The sequence below is a fragment of the Alteromonas sp. ABH4_452 genome (assembly GCF_056311825.1).
In genome coordinates this window covers 2,062,239-2,079,349 of sequence record NZ_CM149973.1, presented here as the reverse complement: position 1 = coordinate 2,079,349, position 17,111 = coordinate 2,062,239, and the positions used below count along the sequence as shown (strand labels likewise).

Annotated in this window: 16 protein-coding genes; 4 read left to right on the top strand and 12 right to left on the bottom strand. The window is 44.5% G+C overall.

Annotated features, from left to right (window positions below; all coding sequences use genetic code 11):
• Nucleotides 1-244: 244 nt before the first annotated feature.
• Genes nhaB through ACYX4N_RS08880 form a run of 3 tightly spaced genes read left to right on the top strand, consistent with a single transcriptional unit; the run spans nucleotide 245 to nucleotide 2,895 of the window.
• The gene (gene nhaB, locus ACYX4N_RS08890) at nucleotides 245-1,819 is read left to right on the top strand and encodes a sodium/proton antiporter NhaB (RefSeq protein ID WP_476056293.1); all 1,575 of its coding nucleotides are present in this window, start codon (nucleotides 245-247) and stop codon (nucleotides 1,817-1,819) included.
• Nucleotides 1,820-1,822: 3 nt separating this feature from the next.
• Nucleotides 1,823-2,350, top strand: coding sequence for a disulfide bond formation protein DsbB (gene dsbB / locus ACYX4N_RS08885; RefSeq protein ID WP_476056292.1), 528 nt, complete (start codon nucleotides 1,823-1,825; stop codon nucleotides 2,348-2,350).
• The gene (locus ACYX4N_RS08880) at nucleotides 2,347-2,895 is read left to right on the top strand and encodes a GNAT family N-acetyltransferase (RefSeq protein ID WP_474805949.1); all 549 of its coding nucleotides are present in this window, start codon (nucleotides 2,347-2,349) and stop codon (nucleotides 2,893-2,895) included. The genes dsbB and ACYX4N_RS08880 overlap by 4 nt, the downstream gene beginning before the upstream one ends.
• A 56-nt stretch (nucleotides 2,896-2,951) precedes the next feature.
• On the opposite strand, the gene ACYX4N_RS08875 is transcribed toward ACYX4N_RS08880, so the two are convergent.
• Nucleotides 2,952-4,238 (bottom strand): alginate export family protein, encoded by a 1,287-nt coding sequence (locus tag ACYX4N_RS08875; RefSeq protein WP_476056291.1) that lies wholly within the window; start codon nucleotides 4,236-4,238, stop codon nucleotides 2,952-2,954.
• 267 nt (nucleotides 4,239-4,505) lie between these two features.
• Here ACYX4N_RS08875 and ACYX4N_RS08870 point away from each other — a divergent pair, with 267 nt between their 5' ends.
• On the top strand, nucleotides 4,506-6,152 hold the full coding sequence (locus ACYX4N_RS08870; protein ID WP_474805946.1) for a methyl-accepting chemotaxis protein: 1,647 nt from the start codon (nucleotides 4,506-4,508) through the stop codon (nucleotides 6,150-6,152).
• A 73-nt stretch (nucleotides 6,153-6,225) separates the two neighbouring features.
• On the opposite strand, the gene ACYX4N_RS08865 is transcribed toward ACYX4N_RS08870, so the two are convergent.
• From ACYX4N_RS08865 to ACYX4N_RS08815, 11 genes are all read right to left on the bottom strand, one after another.
• Nucleotides 6,226-6,720 (bottom strand): YcgN family cysteine cluster protein, encoded by a 495-nt coding sequence (locus ACYX4N_RS08865; RefSeq protein ID WP_476056290.1) that lies wholly within the window; start codon nucleotides 6,718-6,720, stop codon nucleotides 6,226-6,228.
• Nucleotides 6,717-7,385: a fumarylacetoacetate hydrolase family protein gene (locus ACYX4N_RS08860; protein WP_476056289.1), complete on the bottom strand. Its 669-nt coding sequence runs from the start codon at nucleotides 7,383-7,385 to the stop codon at nucleotides 6,717-6,719. Before ACYX4N_RS08860 ends, ACYX4N_RS08865 begins: the two co-directional genes overlap by 4 nt.
• Entirely contained in the window at nucleotides 7,385-8,482 is a 1,098-nt protein-coding gene (locus tag ACYX4N_RS08855; RefSeq protein WP_476056288.1) for a lytic murein transglycosylase, read from the bottom strand. Before ACYX4N_RS08855 ends, ACYX4N_RS08860 begins: the two co-directional genes overlap by 1 nt.
• A 6-nt stretch (nucleotides 8,483-8,488) precedes the next feature.
• On the bottom strand, nucleotides 8,489-8,785 hold the full coding sequence (locus ACYX4N_RS08850) for a YcgL domain-containing protein (protein WP_474857122.1): 297 nt from the start codon (nucleotides 8,783-8,785) through the stop codon (nucleotides 8,489-8,491).
• A gap of 77 nt (nucleotides 8,786-8,862) precedes the next feature.
• Entirely contained in the window at nucleotides 8,863-10,020 is a 1,158-nt protein-coding gene (gene rnd, locus ACYX4N_RS08845; RefSeq protein ID WP_474805936.1) for a ribonuclease D, read from the bottom strand.
• Nucleotides 10,021-10,082: 62 nt separating this feature from the next.
• Nucleotides 10,083-11,735: a long-chain-fatty-acid--CoA ligase FadD gene (gene fadD / locus ACYX4N_RS08840; RefSeq protein WP_476056287.1), complete on the bottom strand. Its 1,653-nt coding sequence runs from the start codon at nucleotides 11,733-11,735 to the stop codon at nucleotides 10,083-10,085.
• A gap of 121 nt (nucleotides 11,736-11,856) precedes the next feature.
• Entirely contained in the window at nucleotides 11,857-12,696 is an 840-nt protein-coding gene (locus tag ACYX4N_RS08835) for an alpha/beta fold hydrolase (protein ID WP_476056286.1), read from the bottom strand.
• A 96-nt stretch (nucleotides 12,697-12,792) separates the two neighbouring features.
• Nucleotides 12,793-13,449 carry a Slp family lipoprotein gene (locus ACYX4N_RS08830; RefSeq protein WP_474857126.1) on the bottom strand — a complete coding sequence of 219 codons (657 nt, stop codon included), beginning with the start codon at nucleotides 13,447-13,449 and terminating at the stop codon, nucleotides 12,793-12,795.
• 348 nt (nucleotides 13,450-13,797) lie between these two features.
• On the bottom strand, nucleotides 13,798-14,091 hold the full coding sequence (locus tag ACYX4N_RS08825) for a hypothetical protein (RefSeq protein ID WP_476056285.1): 294 nt from the start codon (nucleotides 14,089-14,091) through the stop codon (nucleotides 13,798-13,800).
• A 136-nt stretch (nucleotides 14,092-14,227) separates the two neighbouring features.
• Nucleotides 14,228-14,944 (bottom strand): tRNA (adenosine(37)-N6)-threonylcarbamoyltransferase complex dimerization subunit type 1 TsaB, encoded by a 717-nt coding sequence (tsaB, locus tag ACYX4N_RS08820; RefSeq protein WP_476056284.1) that lies wholly within the window; start codon nucleotides 14,942-14,944, stop codon nucleotides 14,228-14,230.
• A 76-nt stretch (nucleotides 14,945-15,020) separates the two neighbouring features.
• Nucleotides 15,021-16,940, bottom strand: a complete 1,920-nt coding sequence (locus tag ACYX4N_RS08815; RefSeq protein ID WP_476056283.1) for an ATP-dependent DNA helicase — start codon at nucleotides 16,938-16,940, stop codon at nucleotides 15,021-15,023.
• Nucleotides 16,941-17,111 lie beyond the last annotated feature (171 nt).

Genomic DNA, 17,111 nt, shown 5'->3' with positions numbered 1-17,111 from the left:
TAATGATAATTATCATCAAAAAAGTGATAAATATTCAGTGACTTTCATATGGTGGGGTCTGTGAATTGCTTTCTCAAGGCGGTAATATCATGTACGCTTAATTTCCGACTATAATGACAGCAACGAAACGGCGGTTAGACGAACTAAATCGTACAGCACCAGCAGTTTAAGTATGCAATAACCGGAACTACACAGTATAAAGATGCGCAAAATGCGTGCTTTGTTGTAAAAGGAACAGGAACTCATGCAAACCTCAATGATCGCGGCGATCTATAAGAATTTCCTGGGACATGCGCCCGACTGGTATAAAAAAACCATTATTGCCTTTCTCATTGTTAATCCCTTCATCTTTATGGTGGACCCATATATAGCTGGCTGGACGCTTGTCATTCAGTTTATTTTTACGCTAGCAATGGCGCTTAAATGCTACCCGCTCCAACCAGGCGGACTCCTACTTATCGAAGCCATGTTTATTGGCATGACGACACCCGGTCATATGATGCATGAGATTGAAGTGAACTTAGAGGTTCTGCTACTGCTTGTATTTATGGTGGCTGGCATCTACTTCATGAAAGATTTACTTATGTACCTATTCACCAAATTGGTTATCAAGGTACGTAATAAGCTAATTCTGTCGCTTTCATTTATTTTTGCCTCTGCATTTCTATCGGCTTTCCTAGATGCGCTAACGGTAGTGGCGGTAATCATCAGTGTCGGCTTGGGCTTTTACTCTATTTATCACAAAGTGGCGTCGGGCAAAGAGTTTCACTCAGATCACGACCACACCAGTGATGACGAATTAGGAAGTCACGACCTAGAAGACTTCAGAGCGTTTTTACGTAACCTTATGATGCACTCAGCAGTAGGTACAGCGTTAGGTGGGGTGATGACCATGGTAGGTGAACCACAGAACCTGATTATTGCTGACAAAGCAGGCTGGGATTTCGTCGAGTTCTTTATCCGTATGGCACCAGTTACTTTGCCTGTGTTTGTATTTGGTTTGTTAACTACCGTAGTGTTAGAAAAAACCGGAATGTTTTCTTACGGTGCAAAATTACCTGCGGCGGTAAGACAAATTTTGGTCGACTACAACGACCATATGGACAAGGGCCGCAGTAAGCGTGAAACCGCTAAACTGATAGTACAAGCGCTAATTGGTGTTTGGTTAATCATTGGCCTTGCTACGCATATGGCGTCAGTGGGTCTTATCGGTCTGTCAGTTATTGTACTTGCTACTTCAATGAGCGGTGTTATCGAAGAGCACGCACTTGGTAAAGCGTTCGAGGAAGCACTGCCATTTACCGCACTACTTTGCGTATTCTTTGGCGTAGTAGCCGTTATTATTGACCAAGGCCTATTCCAGCCAGTTATCCATTGGGTACTGTCGTTTGAAGGCGAAACGCAAATGGTCATGTTCTATCTTGCTAACGGTGTGCTTTCGATGGTGAGTGACAACGTATTCGTAGGCTCGGTGTATATCACTGAGGTAACGGCTGCGCTGCAAGCAGGCCAAATTACTCGTGACCAGTACGATATGCTTGCTGTAGCAATCAATACAGGTACCAACTTACCAAGTGTTGCAACGCCTAACGGTCAAGCGGCATTCCTATTCTTACTAACCTCAGCCATCGCACCGCTACTTCGTTTATCGTATGGCCGCATGGTTATGATGGCGCTTCCGTACACTATCGTGCTTACTATTGTAGGTTTGGTAGCAACCTATATCGGACTTGCTGATGCTACTCAGTGGCTATATGACATGCACCTTATTGAACACCACACTGCAGCTGAAGCAGGCGCACAAGCGGTAGGTCATTAATCTATGCGCGGTATCATTCACGGCATAAGCCAGTGGGCAGAGCACAAGTCTTCATGGCTTGTGCTTTTCGCTACGTCATTGGCATTAGAAATTGCTGCGCTTTACTTTCAGTATGGCATGGGTTTAAAGCCGTGCATTATGTGCATTTATCAACGAACCGCTATGTACGGCATTGTATTGTCGGCACTTATTGTTGTAATAAAAAACAACGGGTTTACCCGTATGCTTGGCTTTGCTGGCTGGGCGGTATCTTCAGGCTGGGGATTTTTAATAGCCAAAGAACACGTAGGTATTCTCAACGCTGCCAACCCGTTTTTTGCCAGCTGTGAAATAGTGCCTAACTTTCCTTCATGGTTACAGCTTCACGAATGGCTGCCCGCGGTGTTTGCTGCTGAGGGGGACTGTTTAGAAGACACGTGGCAGTTTTTGTCTATGGGAATGGCAGAGTGGATGCAAATAATTTTTGCTGCTTACTTCGCTGTATTTGCCGTTGTATTTGCCTGCCGCTTACTGGATAAGAAACCCTTTTGATCGACTTATCCATTTTACCCTCTCGCCTACCTCCTATACAGTCGGAGCAAGGCCCAATTAGCATTCAGCGTATCGCAGAGAAACACTGCAATGCGCTGTGTGATGCGGGCCAACAATCTATTCACCACGTAAAGCCTTGGTTCGGCTCTGCGGTCTGCCCTGTTACGCCAGCGTTGTCAAAGCAGTGCATAACTAATATGGAAAAAGCCCGTCAGACAGGCTACGGTCTTACGTATTTGTTAATGCATGACGAAAAGTGTTTGGGCATGGGCATTATCAACTATATCCACCCTGTCCACCTCTCTGCCAATCTCGGTTACTGGCTCACGCCCCAAGCATGTGGCAAGGGATTAGCGACGGCAATCTGTGAAGCACTTAAAAAGCTAGCCTTTTCTCAGATGAACCTGCATCGTCTTGAGTGTTATGTAGAGCCAAACAATAAGGCGAGTATCAGAGTTGCTGAAAGGATAGGCGGAGTGAAAGAAGGCTTGTGCAAAAAACGGGTATTTGGAAGGGATGCCCTTCTTTACGCTATAACAACATAATATGTGTTAAAGGGGGACAGCTGTCACATTTTGATGCGCACCTGACCCCTTGTGCATTAAAAGGTATACATAATGGCAGTATAAGCATACATACTGTTATCTGGGTAAGCACCGGATTCAAGAGCTTCACCTTTTGCCAGATAAGCTCCTCCGAACTCTAGGCGAAGAGGTTCTAACACCTGATAGCGCCACCGCACCTCTACCTGGTGACCCAAGAAATCTTCTTCACCCTTTGCCACATTTTGGAGCCACAATCCCTTATAGCCCACCATAACATTGTGTACGCCATCGAGTTTGGTCACAATGCGTAAGCCTGGGGCTAGTATATTGCTACGAGGAAAAGTTTGGTATACATCTGTAGGACCAAAATCAAATCTACGTAAACCGTATAACGAATCAAATGCATGGATAGTATCGTCAGTTGAGTTGTCATCGCCACTGGCTGCGTCGATCTCTGCTCTTAGAAAAGTGTTGTTGGTAAGTTGCTTTCCTAGATGAGCGTGCACCATCCACGCTCTTACGTCGCGGTCTGTAGTATCCGAAGCCGATGTCGACTGCCGTGAGGTACCGGTTTGACCAATGACCTCAACATTGCTTTTCCAACTCTCGGCAAAGCTTTTTGAATAATCTACTGAAAGGGTATACAAATCCCGATTTTTAGTAGAGAGTTCCGGCGAATCGCTTTCTTTTAGCCAATAACTGTGAACCTTCCAGGCATTGTCGTCAGATTGTGCATAGATACCAAAAAGTTTTCTATTACTGAAACTCTTGTCGAATGCTCGCTTGTTATCTTCTACCGAAGCTGAATCTGAAGGAAACCGCGACACAGGTTGCAGATAAAATCCACGTACATCCCAGTTGTTGAAAACCGTGTCGACCACTACCCCCTCAAAACTGCTTGTCGCATTGCGATAACGTGTACGAGCAATTAATCGGCGGCTGCCATGGTCTAAGGTAACCCGTCCGACAGTAACCCGCTTAACATGTTTAGAAAAATCTTTATAACTCAGATAAAACTGCACGGGCTCCAACGTGTTGACCTGAGATGATTTTAGTGTGACGTCATTGTCATCTAAATAGGCTCTAGAATCTTCTATCTCAGCTACTGCATCCCAATCACCGTAATGCGCTTCACCTTTGAGCCTAACTCGAGTGGATACACGGTCGTTAGTTTTCGGTCGAGCTTCTTTTGTAGTCGGAAATATGGGGTTATTTAGCGTTTCATAGCGCACTCTCAGCGATCCACTATAATCAAATGTCAACTCATCAGCTTGTACAAATGTGCTTATAGAGAGTGTTACTCCCACTACCAGCAGTGAAACCTTACCTGTTAATTTCCCCATTAAAAACCCTTGTGTGTAGAGTGGCGTTCCAAGAACTGAATATAAGTGAGAGTATAAATTGGCGCTAAACAAAACGCCCTCCTCCTTTTGTATAGATAAGGTATAAAAAAACATAACACGGAGTTAAAACGAAGCACGAATTTCTCACAAAGTCTAATCGATTGTTCATTTAAATTTGATTATCTTGCTATATCCATCGCTGTTTGTGATTTGTTCAAATATGTACCAAAATCCGAACAGTGCTGACGCTATTTATAAGTGACAACTATGCTCAATTTCGATAATCTGACGATACGTAAAAAACTTTCTGTACCGACTAGCTTTGTCGCTATCCTACTTTTGGTAGTGAGTTTTATAAGTATTTCAAACGGAAGGTTTCTATCACAAAATACAACGACGCTGTCATCTGTTTTCACGCAGGCATTAAGTGCTGCGCTAAACGCAGATCGCGATTTGTATCAAGCGCATTCTGCACTTCTGGATTTAATGCTCGCATCCCAGCTCAATCAAGATGAGCTTAGCAGTGCAATAATTGCCGACTACGAAGAAAACGTTCAGCAAGCTAAAGATCGATTAGCAAAGGTGTTGAACCTAACCGGTGACTACGGTTCAGTGGCGGGAAAAGCCAAGTCTTACCAGCTAGATTTCGATAAATGGACAACTGTAAACCAACGCGTCATTGAGCAAGTACAAGTGGGACAGGTACGTCAGGCCGCGCGCGAATACCGTGAACAGGGTATGCCTTTGTTTGACACGCTTCGCGGTAATTTTGACCGTGTTGGGGAAGAAATCAAGTTACTGTCAGATGAAATCACCCAGCAAAATTTATCATCGAGTAACCAGCAAACCCTGTACTTGATCGTGGCGATCATTCTTGCCATAGTGGCGTGTGCCGTCACTATCGTGATTGGCCCTCGTTTGATTACCAAACGCATAGCGGTGTTACGTGACATGTTAGATTCAATCAGTAAAGGCGAAGGCGATCTTACAAAACGTATCAACACCACTGGAAAAGATGAAATTACCGATGTCGCTTATGCTTTCAACGCTTTGATGGATAATTTACAAAGGCTAATTTCATTGATTAAAGACGATGCGTCTTCCTTAGCTGAAGCCGAACGAGCAATGAGTGACTCATCAGGGGCCGTGACCACTATCTCATCTGAACAACGGGATAATCTCGATCAGATAGCCACTGCTGTTAATCAACTTAGTCACGCGTTAAGAGAAGTCGCAGACAACACCCAAGTTGCGCTAAATGACACCCAAATGGCTAACGAAGATGCAGGAAACAGCCATCAAGCAGTTGTGAATTCCACCAACAGTGTTGCAAGTACCGCAGAGGCCATTGGACGAGCAAGTTCAGTTATCCAAAAGCTAGCTCAAGAAACTAAACAAATCTCCTCGCTACTGAGTGTGATTAGCGATATTTCAGAGCAAACTAACTTGCTTGCACTTAATGCGGCAATCGAAGCCGCTAGAGCAGGCGAACAAGGTAGAGGTTTCGCAGTAGTTGCGGATGAAGTACGTTCTTTGGCAAACCGTTCGCAACAGGCGACAACTGATATTAATGAAATGCTTGTTAACTTAAATCGCGGTGTGGAAGAAGCGGTCAGCGCCATTGATAACGGTTCTTCGCAAATGTCTGAAGTCGTTACCATATCGGACACGTTGAGGGAAAAGCTCGACAAGGTTTCATCCTCTGTCGTGAGTGCTAATGATCGCATCTACCAGATTGCCTCTGCCACTGAGGAACAGAGTCAAGTAGTAGACAATTTGAATCACACTATTACGGCCCTAAATGAATTAAGTCAGCAAGTGATGAATACGGTAGTGGAAGCGAGAACAGCCAGTGAGCGCGTCAGTTCCGTTACCCGTAATATAGAAGGTAATGTTAATCGATTTAAAGTTTAACACTGTCAAAATGGGGTTACCTTTACCTATTTGCGTGTTGTCACTTTAGCCAAATACTATAAATTTTGGCCTCTTAGTCAATATCTTCAAGAGGCCAAAGCGCGATATAGTCTTCAAAATGGTTGAGATCCACATCACTTTCAAACACCGTTTTATTGCGAACCGACATTCCCTTAGCGTGCATTACGTGTTTCTTCCCTTTGTTCAGCAAAGGGTGCCACGATGGTATTCCCCTTCCCTCGTAAAGCCGACGATAGGTGCAGCTATTGGGCATAAAGAAAATATCCTTTAGATTTTCTTTGGTAAGCTTCACGCAATCGGGCACGAGCTCAGTGCGTCTTTCATATTGCGTACATTCACACTTTTTCGTATTCAAATACGTGCACACGATATTGGTATAGTGAATCTTTTCATTATCGTTAATATGGTCGGTAACTTCGTATTCTTCTACCGCGTCATCATCGATAAATTTTTGTAGACAACATTTACCACACCCATCGCATAACGATTCCCATTCCTGCTGGGACATGTCTTCTAAAGATTTGGTTTCCCAAAATGCTACTGTCATTCAGCTACTACCTTTGAACCTACCGTTATGAGGCCGTCTAACGATGCCTCAACTTTATCAGCCGGGCTAAGCTTACCTACCCCTTTGGGCGTACCGGTAAGGATCACGTCACCACTGTCTAACGTAAATATAGACGACATGTGGGCGATGAGCGATATGATTTTGTGCAACATAAGTTCGGTATGCCCTTGCTGCCTGACCTCTCCGTTTATGGTTAAGGTAAAGCGCAAATCATCAAGATTCCCAACTTCGCTGTACGGCACAAAGCCAGAAAGTGGCGCGCTGTTATCAAAAGATTTGGCTCGTTCCCAGGGTTGTCCTTGCTTTTTAAGCGCTGCTTGGACTTCGCGGAGAGTTAAATCAAGCCCTAGGCCAATCCCCCAAATAGCACCTTTGACCTCATCTTCACTTGCATTTTTAAGTGGTGACTTAAGCAGTACCGACACTTCAAGCTCGTTATGGCATTCGCCTTTGTCAGTGGGAATAGCAATGGGCTCATGCATATGGCACAACGCAGCCTTAGGTTTCATAAACAGCAGCGGTGCTTCAGACACCGTAGAGTTCATTTCTTGAATGTGGTCGAGGTAATTTCGACCAATGCATAGCACTTTACTAACAGGTAATGGTATTTCATTACCTTGGGTATCAATGTGACGATATGCCATTAGTAACCTCGCTTTATTCGTTCAGATAAATACCCAACCGAAACGCCGAAATAAGACGAACGGTTCCACTTCATTAGCGTATGGAAATTGTTATACACCAAGTAAATTCGCCCTTTTTCACCATCCGGCATAATAAGTGACGCATCGACATTAGCTTTGGGAAGCTCGCTGCCGTTATAGCGCCTAACGCCATTTGAGCTCCAAAAAGATAGCGGCTTCATATTAGATTTCGCGAGGCCTGAAAAGGGTACAGGTTGTGTGAGAGTGACTTGGCGCCCCCACGTTCCCTCACTATCCCATCCTTCAGAGGATAAGTAGTTGGCGATTGATGCAAATACATCAGCCTTGGTGCCCCAAATATCTTTTCTGCCGTCGCCGTCGTAATCTACCGCATAGTTTAAAAAGGATATAGGCATAAACTGCGTTTGACCCATCGCACCAGCCCAGGAGCCTTTTAACGCATCTACGTCGATGTGGCCTTCATCAAGTATGCGCAGTGCGGCAAAAAAATTGTCTTTAAACAATTTCTCTCGTCGTCCTTCATATGCCAACGATGCCAGCGCTGACAGCACGCTAAAATTGCCCTGAATTTTACCAAAATTAGACTCATTACCCCACAGCGCAACAATAAAGCGTGCCTGTACGCCGTATTTCTTCGCAATCTCTTCAAGTAATACTTTATGTTCGTTGTACTGCTCAACCGCTTGCTTTACTTTCCAATCAGGTACTCGCGTTGCTAGATAGTCATCTAACGTTATTTTTTTCTCTGGCTGACTTTTATCAGATTTGACGACGGTAGGTCTAAAGGTGATGTCAGCGAACGCCTGCTCTAGCTTAGCTTTATCTATACCTTTTGCAGCCGCTTCGTTTTTAAGCTGGGCGACATAGCGTTTAAAGCCTTCTTCGTTAAGCCTCTCGTCACTAACCCCTTCGTCAATACTCGGCTTGTTTTCTGAGTAAGCCGAAACCGAAATGCTTAAGGTGATACTAGTTAAAAGCACGAAGACGTTAAGCGGCTTGGGCAGCCAACTGTAGCTACTACGCTTAGAGTGAACCGCCAATCGAGGGACTACACGGTTGATCATTTTTACTAACATGAATATTTAAAACTTTTTATCCGGAGTTTTTGAAAGTCCAAGAGATTCGCGATGCTGCTCTAACAGGTTGTCTTCCTTGGGTGGCATTTGTAGATAAAAACCTTTTTCAGTAAGTTCATCGATAAGCTTTTGCTTATCGACCATACCCAGTTTTTCCCGTTTTTCTAAAGCGATAATGGTCACTAATTCTGGGCGCCCAAAGGTTTCCATTAGCGCTTCGGGCACATCTTCGAAATGATCTTTTTTTGGCACATATAAATACATGCCTTCTTTTTTTCGCGTTTTATAAACTGCGCATAACATAAATGATTTACTCGCTTTGTAATGAGTGCGGTCGTGAAAATTTTCACTTTTTCACGCCCGCGATGTTTTGTAGAAAGTTACTGAGAAGGCGCGTCGCCTAACAGTCGGGTTACGTGAGGTCGAAACAATGGCTCACGCCAAGTAGATAGCACATCAGGCGTTAACCCTTGTACACGGGTCTCGTCAACTGGAAACCAGTACCATTTTAACAATTGATTTAGCTGTTTTTTAGACGCTATAACGTCGCTATTGACGTTGTTATCTTTTGCAATTTGATCACTAATTACTTTAAGTTCGGCAAGGGTTTTCTTGTATTTAGCAATATCGATAAGCCGCAACACAACAGGTAACCGTAGCTTCTCTGGCGTTTGCGCATACTTCGCTCTTGCTTCTTCAATTAGCGTAATAATAGTATCGCCGTAGCGGCGTACCGATTGGTGATTCACGCCGTTAATGCGCGAAAGGCCAGATTTACTATCAATCAGACGCTGCGCCGCTTCAAACAAATGACCTTCTTTGAAAACAAAGTTTAGCGCCAAGTCTTTCTTTCGTGCTGTATTTAGACGCCATGCGGCTAACGCTTGTAATACTGTGAGCTGTTCGCTGTTTAGGCGCCAATTGTTCTTAATACTTAAATAGGCAAAATCTTCTGGCATTTGGGCACGCTTTTTATCTACTAGCAAAGCGATCTCTTGGTAAATCCAATGCACTTTGCCGGCTTCCTGTACTTTACTGGCTAGCTCTTGGTAGCATGGCAGTAAGTACAATACGTCGTTTGCTGCATAGCTAAGCTGAGATTCGCGAAGGGGTCTCGCTATCCAGTCTGTTCGCGATTCACCTTTATCTAGCGTAATATCGCACAGCAACTCTACCAGCTTTGCATAGCCCAGTGACGGCCCCATATCCAAAATGCTTCCTGCCAACTGTGTATCGAAAACGGGTGTTGGTACCGTGTCAAAGGCTGTGAGAAATGCCTCTATATCTTCTGAACACGAATGCAGTACTTTTACTACTTCAGTATTTTCCATAAGCTCGATAAACGGCCGCATGTTGTCGATGGCAAGCGGGTCAATAAGAACCAGTTGATGGCCGTCGTAAAGCTGAATCAGGCCAAGGTGAGGAGTAAGGGTTCTCGTTCTTACAAATTCGGTGTCTAAGGCTACGGCCTCTTGACGCTGAGCTGCAGTGCACACTTTTTCAAGTTGTTCAGATGTTGTAATTAATTGATATTGCATATTTTTGCACAGTAATAAAAAAGCCGGCTTACGCCGGCTTTCACAAAACTATTTCAATGAAACTAGTCTCGAAGCTCCCGACGCAGTATTTTACCTACATTGGTTTTTGGTAAGTCGTCTTTGAAAACAACTTGCTTAGGCACTTTGTAACCCGTTAAATGGTTACGACAGTGCGCGATAACGTCTTTTTCAGTGAGTGAATCGTTATTTTTAACTACGAATAGTTTCACGACTTCACCGCTGACCTCATGAGGAACCCCAACTGCCGCCGCCTCAACAATGTTGTCATGCATTGCAGCTACTTCTTCAATTTCATTAGGGAACACGTTGAAGCCAGAAACTAGGATCATATCCTTTTTACGGTCAACAATATAGAAGTAACCTTCATCATCTATTGTTGCAATGTCACCAGTGGCTAGCCAACCGTCTTTCAGAATTTCTTCTGTTGCTTCAGGGCGATTCAAATATCCTTTCATCACCTGAGGGCCTTTCACCCACATTTCACCAGGCTCGCCTTTTTCAACTGGATTACCATCGTCGTCAAGAAGCTTGATGTCTGTTGAAGGAACCGGCATTCCAATTGCGCCTTTGTAAGCTTCAATTTGTGGCGGGTTTACTGCAACCACAGGTGAGCATTCAGTAAGGCCATAGCCTTCAAGAAGCACAGTGTTAGTAACCTTCTCCCACTTCTCTGCAACAGGGCGCTGAACCGCCATGCCGCCACCTAAGCCAAATTTAAACTTACTGAAATCAAGCTCGCTGAACCCAGGCGTGTTCAACAGGCCATTAAACAAGGTGTTTACGCCAGGCAGGATAGTAAATGGGTATTTGCTAAGTTCATTCACAAAAGCTGGCATGTCGCGGGGGTTGGTAATAAGCAAATTGCGGCAGCCATATTTAACGAACATAAGGCAGTTCGCCAATAGCGCAAAGATATGATAAAGCGGAAGCGCCGTTACAACAAAATCTTTGCCTTCTTCAATTACGGTTTCGAGAATTCCTGACACCTGCTCCAAATTCGCTACCATATTGCGGTGCGTTAACATTGCGCCTTTAGAAACACCGGTCGTTCCACCTGTGTATTGAAGGAAGGCTAAATCACCGCTATCGATGTCTGGACGCGTATATTCTAGGGACTGACCTTTTTTAACCGCCGACATAAACGAAGTGGTTTCAGGCAAATTGAATGAAGGCACCATCTTTTTAACGTACTTAACCACCGCGTTCACAACCCAACGCTTAGGAGCAGGCAACATATCACCCAATGCCGTCAAAAAGACTTCTTGTAAATTAGTATCTGCGATGACCTCTTCGAGAGTACAAGCGAAGTTCTCGACTATAACGATAGCTTTAGCGTTGGCATCGTTTAACTGGTGCTTCAACTCGCGAGCGGTGTAAAGAGGGTTAACGTTAACCACAACCATACCTGCACGCAATATCCCAAACATAGCAACAGGGTACTGAAGGAGGTTAGGCATCATAATTGCCACGGCATCGCCGCGTTTTAAGCCGCTAGACTGTAAGTATGCAGCAAACTGCGCTGATAAGGTATCTAGCTCCTCAAACGAAATTGAGTGCCCCATGTTAATGAAGGCTTCTTTGTTTTTAAACTTCTTAACCGACTGCTCGAAAATGTCTACTACAGATGCGTAACGATCGGCATCGATTTCTGCGGAAACGCGAGGGTCGTAATGCTTAAGCCAGGTTTTTTCCACCAAAACCTCCTCTACTTTATTCTTATACTATTTAATGAGCACTTTAGAAGACGTGCTCATGTAACTGGTCTGATAACTTGCGAATAGTATAGGAAGTGTAAAAAAAAATAAACGGCGCAATTTACAATTGCTCAACAAAATTGCGAATTAATAGCCCTACATCATCAGTATTTTCCATGTGAATATGATGACCGCCTACTAATTGTTCGTATTGTGCATTTAAAAACCACCCCTTCCTCTTTGGAAAGACTAACTCTAGATTTTTAAAGCTATTAGATGCACCGATAAAAAGTACAGGACATACAATAGCACGCATAAGAGATTCTGCCTGCTTTTCTGTAAGCCTTAGCGATGATTTTGTACGAAGTTTTGGATCGCTCGCCCAGAAACAGTGCCCACCAGCATCTTGGGTTAAGTTTCGAGACAATATTGAGCGGGCGTGCTCTTCTGGAATGTCTGAAATTTTGCATCTCGCTTTTACGGCATCTTCTAAATCAACGATCCGCAATTTATTACGGGATTTGGCATGACGGCTGATAATAGACTCTCGCATTTGCGATGCGGTAGTCTCTTCACTTTCTGTAAGCGGGCCGCATGCATCAATGCTAATCACGGCAGAGACTTTATCGGGGAAGAGCGCAGCAAATAGGCTAGCAAGGATTCCACCAAGCGAATGCCCCAGTAGGATTACCTCTTCCCAGTTTTGGGATTCAATTAAAGCGTATAAGTCCTGTAAGTAATCCGCTTGATTGTAATGCGCGCCATGAACACGATGAGATGAACGCCCATGCCCTGCTAGGTCAATTGCAACAAAGCGGTGGGTTTGTAGGTAAGGCGCTAGCAACCTTAAGCTTTCTGCGTTATCCAAGTACCCGTGCAAACCTATAACAACTTTGCCTGCACCTTGGTTGTCTAACGCAGCTAGGTGTAGTGCTCCAATATTGAACTCTGTTTCAATCATAACGCTCCGTACCGGCAAATAACCGCCGCCTCCCTTACATTTCCTTTCCACTAAAACCAATAAGGCGGCAATTATATGCCGCCCATTTAACTATCCCTATTGTCGCTTGTTGGTACTTGGTGATTTACCGCGCGGCTCCGAATAGTTGTTACTTGGTCTACTGTTGGTAGATGGTAACTTTGCTTTGCTCGGTGCATTTTGATAGCGGATAACGCGGGTTCTATTAAAATGCGGGTACATCCAAGGCCCATTAAAACGATAGAATGGTGAATACCAGCCGGTGTGATAATTAAAGAAATAAGTATTTACGTCGTAAACCTCTTGTTTTCTCCACATATGATAATCGTCGGCGATAATCGTTGGGTAGATATAAGGTTGCTCTCCTACCATGCCTGCCGTTGGCGCTGTTATGCTGCCCAAGAATGTCGCAGAACGGCCTTCTTCAAAAACAATAGGGTCAACAAAGCCGTCTATTTGCACTTTAAATCGGCCTGACGTTTCGCCATTAGTGGAAGGTTTACCGTAGTGGTTCAAAGGAAAGTGAGCAAGCTCGATCAACGTCTTGTTGGGCTTATTTTCAACCCCAACAATCATACCACCCCACCGCGCTTTTTGACCTTGCGCATTAGCACCTGAGGTCACCGCTTTTGAATAGCTAACAAGCTGAGTGCCTTCTGGTACATCGATACTATCTGGAACTATGGTACAGCCAGTAAATAACATGACCGTAATTAAAACTAAATAACGAGACATCAAAGCGCTCCTCTGAACCCTAGAAAAAATGTTGCACCTGTTTGGATCATAAGGGGAGCAGTAAGTGCTCTTTATGAAATCCTCGTGCGGTAACACATCTAAAAACTCTAATATACTTTTACGTATCTCTTTAAGTTACAAAGAAAAACCACACCCTACCAACTAAACATTAGCATTATTACGAGACGACTACCACTGTCGTTCAATTAATGTAATACATATATAAAGAATGGGGTTTGGGCCACAATAATTGGAACAGATATAACGGTAGTTAGTTCAAAAAGGTATGCGAAGTTTAACGATTCGTTAGAACTGATAGACAAGTGAACAATTAGCAGTGAGATGATGTTATGCGTAAATATCTACACCAAACATCGATTGAATAGAATCCCGTTGCTGCTGCTTTTCGAAGCTTGTGTATGACGCTATGGCATTTTGAGAATAGGTGTTGCCGTCTTCACGGATAAACTGTTGGTACGCTTTGGCGTTATCCGTTCCCTGTTCGTCGGGCGCAACAACGATCGCCCTGGTAGACGATTCACTTTGCCCTTTACTTTGCTGTTCAGGGTCTTTGTTAATTTTAGCGACACGGCCTTGCGAAGGTTCGGAAGACGGTACGGCGAAATTGTTGTTGATAATCATACGAAGTTAATTAAGGCAAGAATCATACCATTGGAAAGCGAGCTTCATCGTCGAGACTCGCTTCTTTTTTCAATGTTGGCCGTTTTACTATTAACCTTTTTATGAGAAATGGGCGCCCCATAATTATGGTGCGTCGTTACTCTCTGCCTGGTAATTTTTTCCACGTGACTTTATCGCGCAGATATACAGGTTCTACATTCACAGCGTCAAATACTTCGCCTTTGCAATGTGCATCTATTGCAAGCTTAAGCATGTACTTTGCGTTTGGAAGCGTCACTTCAGACGTTACTTCACCACATAACTCAGACTTCCAGTTATCAAGCTCCTCATAGGCAGACCAGCCGGTGCCAGCTGCAATCACAGAGGCGCTATTCTCTTCCTTAAGCGCGTTTAGCTGTTCAATAGCCACTTCCGGCGGACAAACTTGCTCTTCTATAGTGAGAGAAACACCTTCTTCTGTCTGCCTATAAACAGCAAAATACACTTCCCCCATACGCGCATCCGATGCAACGGCGACAAATGCATCTTTGTTCTGAGTTTCAGACGCCACTTCAAACGCCATAGCTTCAAGCGTACTCACGCCCGCTACTTTTAAGCCTGTTCCTAACGCTAAACCTTGAATCATTCCCGTCGCTATGCGAACACCGGTAAAGCTGCCAGGGCCTCGACCGAAAGCCAGTAAATCTAGATCGTCCAGCGAAACCTTTGCTTCCTTTAACACCTCATCCACCATGGGTAGAAGACGCTGACTATGCTGCTGAGGGCATATTTCAAAGCGCGTAACAACAGTGTCGTTATAATGAAGCGCTACCGAGCAAGCTTCGGTTGCCGTATCTATAGCTAAAATATTCATGTTTATCTCTTATTTCATATAAGCTGAAAATAGTGTTAGTGGGTGAAGTCACATTGACCGCTTTCAGCGCTTTAACTTAGGCTTCATCAATGCCGGCTAAAAATTTTTCCACTTCGTCTAGGCTTCTTGTTCTTTTCATATCCGGCAAGCTGCCGACGAAGGTTTTAGCGTAAGGTTTTGTCACTAATCGATTGTCACATATTACCAGTACGCCTTTATCTGAAGGGTCTCGAATGAGTCGTCCTGCACCCTGCTTTAACGTAATAACAGCTTGGGGAATTTGGATGACGCCAAAAGGATTTGCGCCTCGTTTTTTTACATCTTCCATACGCGCTTGAAGCAGCGGATCGTCAGGGGACGCAAAGGGCAGCTTATCAATCATCACGCAAACCAAGTCATTGCCGCGTACGTCTACCCCTTCCCAAAATGCACCTGTGCCCATTAGTACGGCTTTTTCATCTGCAAGGTAGGCATCCAGCAATGCTTGCTTAGTGGTAGTCCCTTGCACCAGTAGCGGGTTGTCAATCTCATCTTCTAGCTTCTGCGCAATTTCTCTTAGCATAGCGTGACTGGTAAACAGCAAGAAACATCTACCCCGACTTGCTTTGATTAGCCGTTTGGCTGTTTCTAGCAATGTTTCGCGCATAGCGTAGCTGTTTGGTTCAGGTAAATAGCGGGGCACGCACAGCATGGCCTGTTCAGGATAGTTAAACGGGCTATCTAATCCCAATGTTTCAGCATCTTCTAAGCCCATGCGGCGCTGGAAGTGATCAAAACCGCCGTTTACCATTAAGGTCGCCGAGGTGAAAATCCACCCGCGCGGGGGCGATGATACAAAACGCCTAAATTTAGCCGCAATCGATAATGGCGTTAAATGCATAATGAGGTGACGCTGAGTTGTTTCATACCACAAGCTCACGTTTTCTTGCTTATTGTCACTTAACGCATCTAACTGCTCTCTTGCAGCGACAACACGTTCATACATGTTGTCTAAATCTTTATCGCGGCCAATATGTAACTTGCACACCTCATGCAGTACACCTAGCGCTTCGGCCAGCTTGCCCACCTGCATTCGTACGTCGTCACGGTCTAGCGCCTCAGCCCAGTTGCCACGTTCAGCCGTATCCGGGAACAATAACCGTAAATCAGAGGCAATCATTCTGCATTTGTCAGCCGCTTTATCTAGCTGCCCAGCATCTTTTAGCACTGTTCTGAACAAGAGCGTGATATCTTTCGCAATATCGTGAATTTGTCTGGTCGAAAGTGACTCACCAAAATAGTCGCTCGCAATATCAGGAATTTGATGGGCTTCATCAAAAATAATCGCGTCAGCTTCTGGGATAAGTTCGCCAAACCCCGTGTCTTTAAGCGCCATATCTGCAAAGAAAAGGTGGTGGTTTACCACAATAATATCAGCATCCAGCGCCTTTCTGCGCGCTTTTACCAAGTAGCAATCTTCATAATCTGGGCAATCGCGGCCCAAGCAATTATCTACTGTAGAGGTAACCAACGGTAAAACACGGGCATCTTCAGGAAGGGTTTTAAGCTCACCCATATCACCCGTTTTCGTTGTACTAGACCAGCGTTTCACTTCTGAAAGCTGTCCCAATACCTCTTTTTCAACCAGAGTAGAATTACCGCTATGCTGCGCTACCCGGTGCAGGCAAAGATAGTTTGAACGGCCTTTTAGCAGTGCCGTTTTTCGCTTGCTGCCCAAAGCCTTTTTTACCAAAGGTAGGTCACGGTGAAACAGCTGTTCTTGTAGGTTTTTAGTACCGGTAGAGACGATGGCTTTTCCGTCGCTTAGCAATGCAGGAGCAAGATAGGCGAAGGTTTTACCGGTTCCTGTACCCGCCTCTACGATTAAACTACCTGTGGTATCAATAGCGCGCTTAACCGCCTCCGCCATCTCAGTTTGAGCTTCGCGAGGTACGAACCCCTTGATAGCACCAGCAAGAAGGCCATCTGATGAGAATACATTATTTATTGTGGGCATGGTTTAAGCGCTATCATTACTTTTCTACTTTAGGCCGCGCATTATGCCAAAAAGCCTATTGAATGCCCAATAAAGGTTTGCATTTTAACGTCGTCTTCTTCCATTCATTTGCCTAGCTTGATAGTTAAATTACGAAAAGCACGTAGCGCTGAACTTCACTTATCGAGCAAC

What these genes read in the sequence shown, in the direction of transcription:
- nhaB (WP_476056293.1), top strand. Translation starts at nt 245, where the DNA reads ATGCAAACCTCAATGATCGCGGCGATCTATAAGAATTTCCTGGGACAT.
- ACYX4N_RS08850 (WP_474857122.1), bottom strand. Translation starts at nt 8,785, where the DNA reads ATGTTATGCGCAGTTTATAAAACGCGAAAAAAAGAAGGCATGTATTTA.
- ACYX4N_RS08835 (WP_476056286.1), bottom strand. Translation starts at nt 12,696, where the DNA reads ATGATTGAAACAGAGTTCAATATTGGAGCACTACACCTAGCTGCGTTA.
- ACYX4N_RS08825 (WP_476056285.1), bottom strand. Translation starts at nt 14,091, where the DNA reads ATGATTATCAACAACAATTTCGCCGTACCGTCTTCCGAACCTTCGCAA.
- rnd (WP_474805936.1), bottom strand. Translation starts at nt 10,020, where the DNA reads ATGCAATATCAATTAATTACAACATCTGAACAACTTGAAAAAGTGTGC.
- ACYX4N_RS08865 (WP_476056290.1), bottom strand. Translation starts at nt 6,720, where the DNA reads ATGACAGTAGCATTTTGGGAAACCAAATCTTTAGAAGACATGTCCCAG.
- ACYX4N_RS08870 (WP_474805946.1), top strand. Translation starts at nt 4,506, where the DNA reads ATGCTCAATTTCGATAATCTGACGATACGTAAAAAACTTTCTGTACCG.
- ACYX4N_RS08830 (WP_474857126.1), bottom strand. Translation starts at nt 13,449, where the DNA reads ATGTCTCGTTATTTAGTTTTAATTACGGTCATGTTATTTACTGGCTGT.
- ACYX4N_RS08875 (WP_476056291.1), bottom strand. Translation starts at nt 4,238, where the DNA reads ATGGGGAAATTAACAGGTAAGGTTTCACTGCTGGTAGTGGGAGTAACA.
- ACYX4N_RS08855 (WP_476056288.1), bottom strand. Translation starts at nt 8,482, where the DNA reads ATGTTAGTAAAAATGATCAACCGTGTAGTCCCTCGATTGGCGGTTCAC.
- ACYX4N_RS08815 (WP_476056283.1), bottom strand. Translation starts at nt 16,940, where the DNA reads ATGCCCACAATAAATAATGTATTCTCATCAGATGGCCTTCTTGCTGGT.
- dsbB (WP_476056292.1), top strand. Translation starts at nt 1,823, where the DNA reads ATGCGCGGTATCATTCACGGCATAAGCCAGTGGGCAGAGCACAAGTCT.
- ACYX4N_RS08860 (WP_476056289.1), bottom strand. Translation starts at nt 7,385, where the DNA reads ATGGCATATCGTCACATTGATACCCAAGGTAATGAAATACCATTACCT.
- tsaB (WP_476056284.1), bottom strand. Translation starts at nt 14,944, where the DNA reads ATGAATATTTTAGCTATAGATACGGCAACCGAAGCTTGCTCGGTAGCG.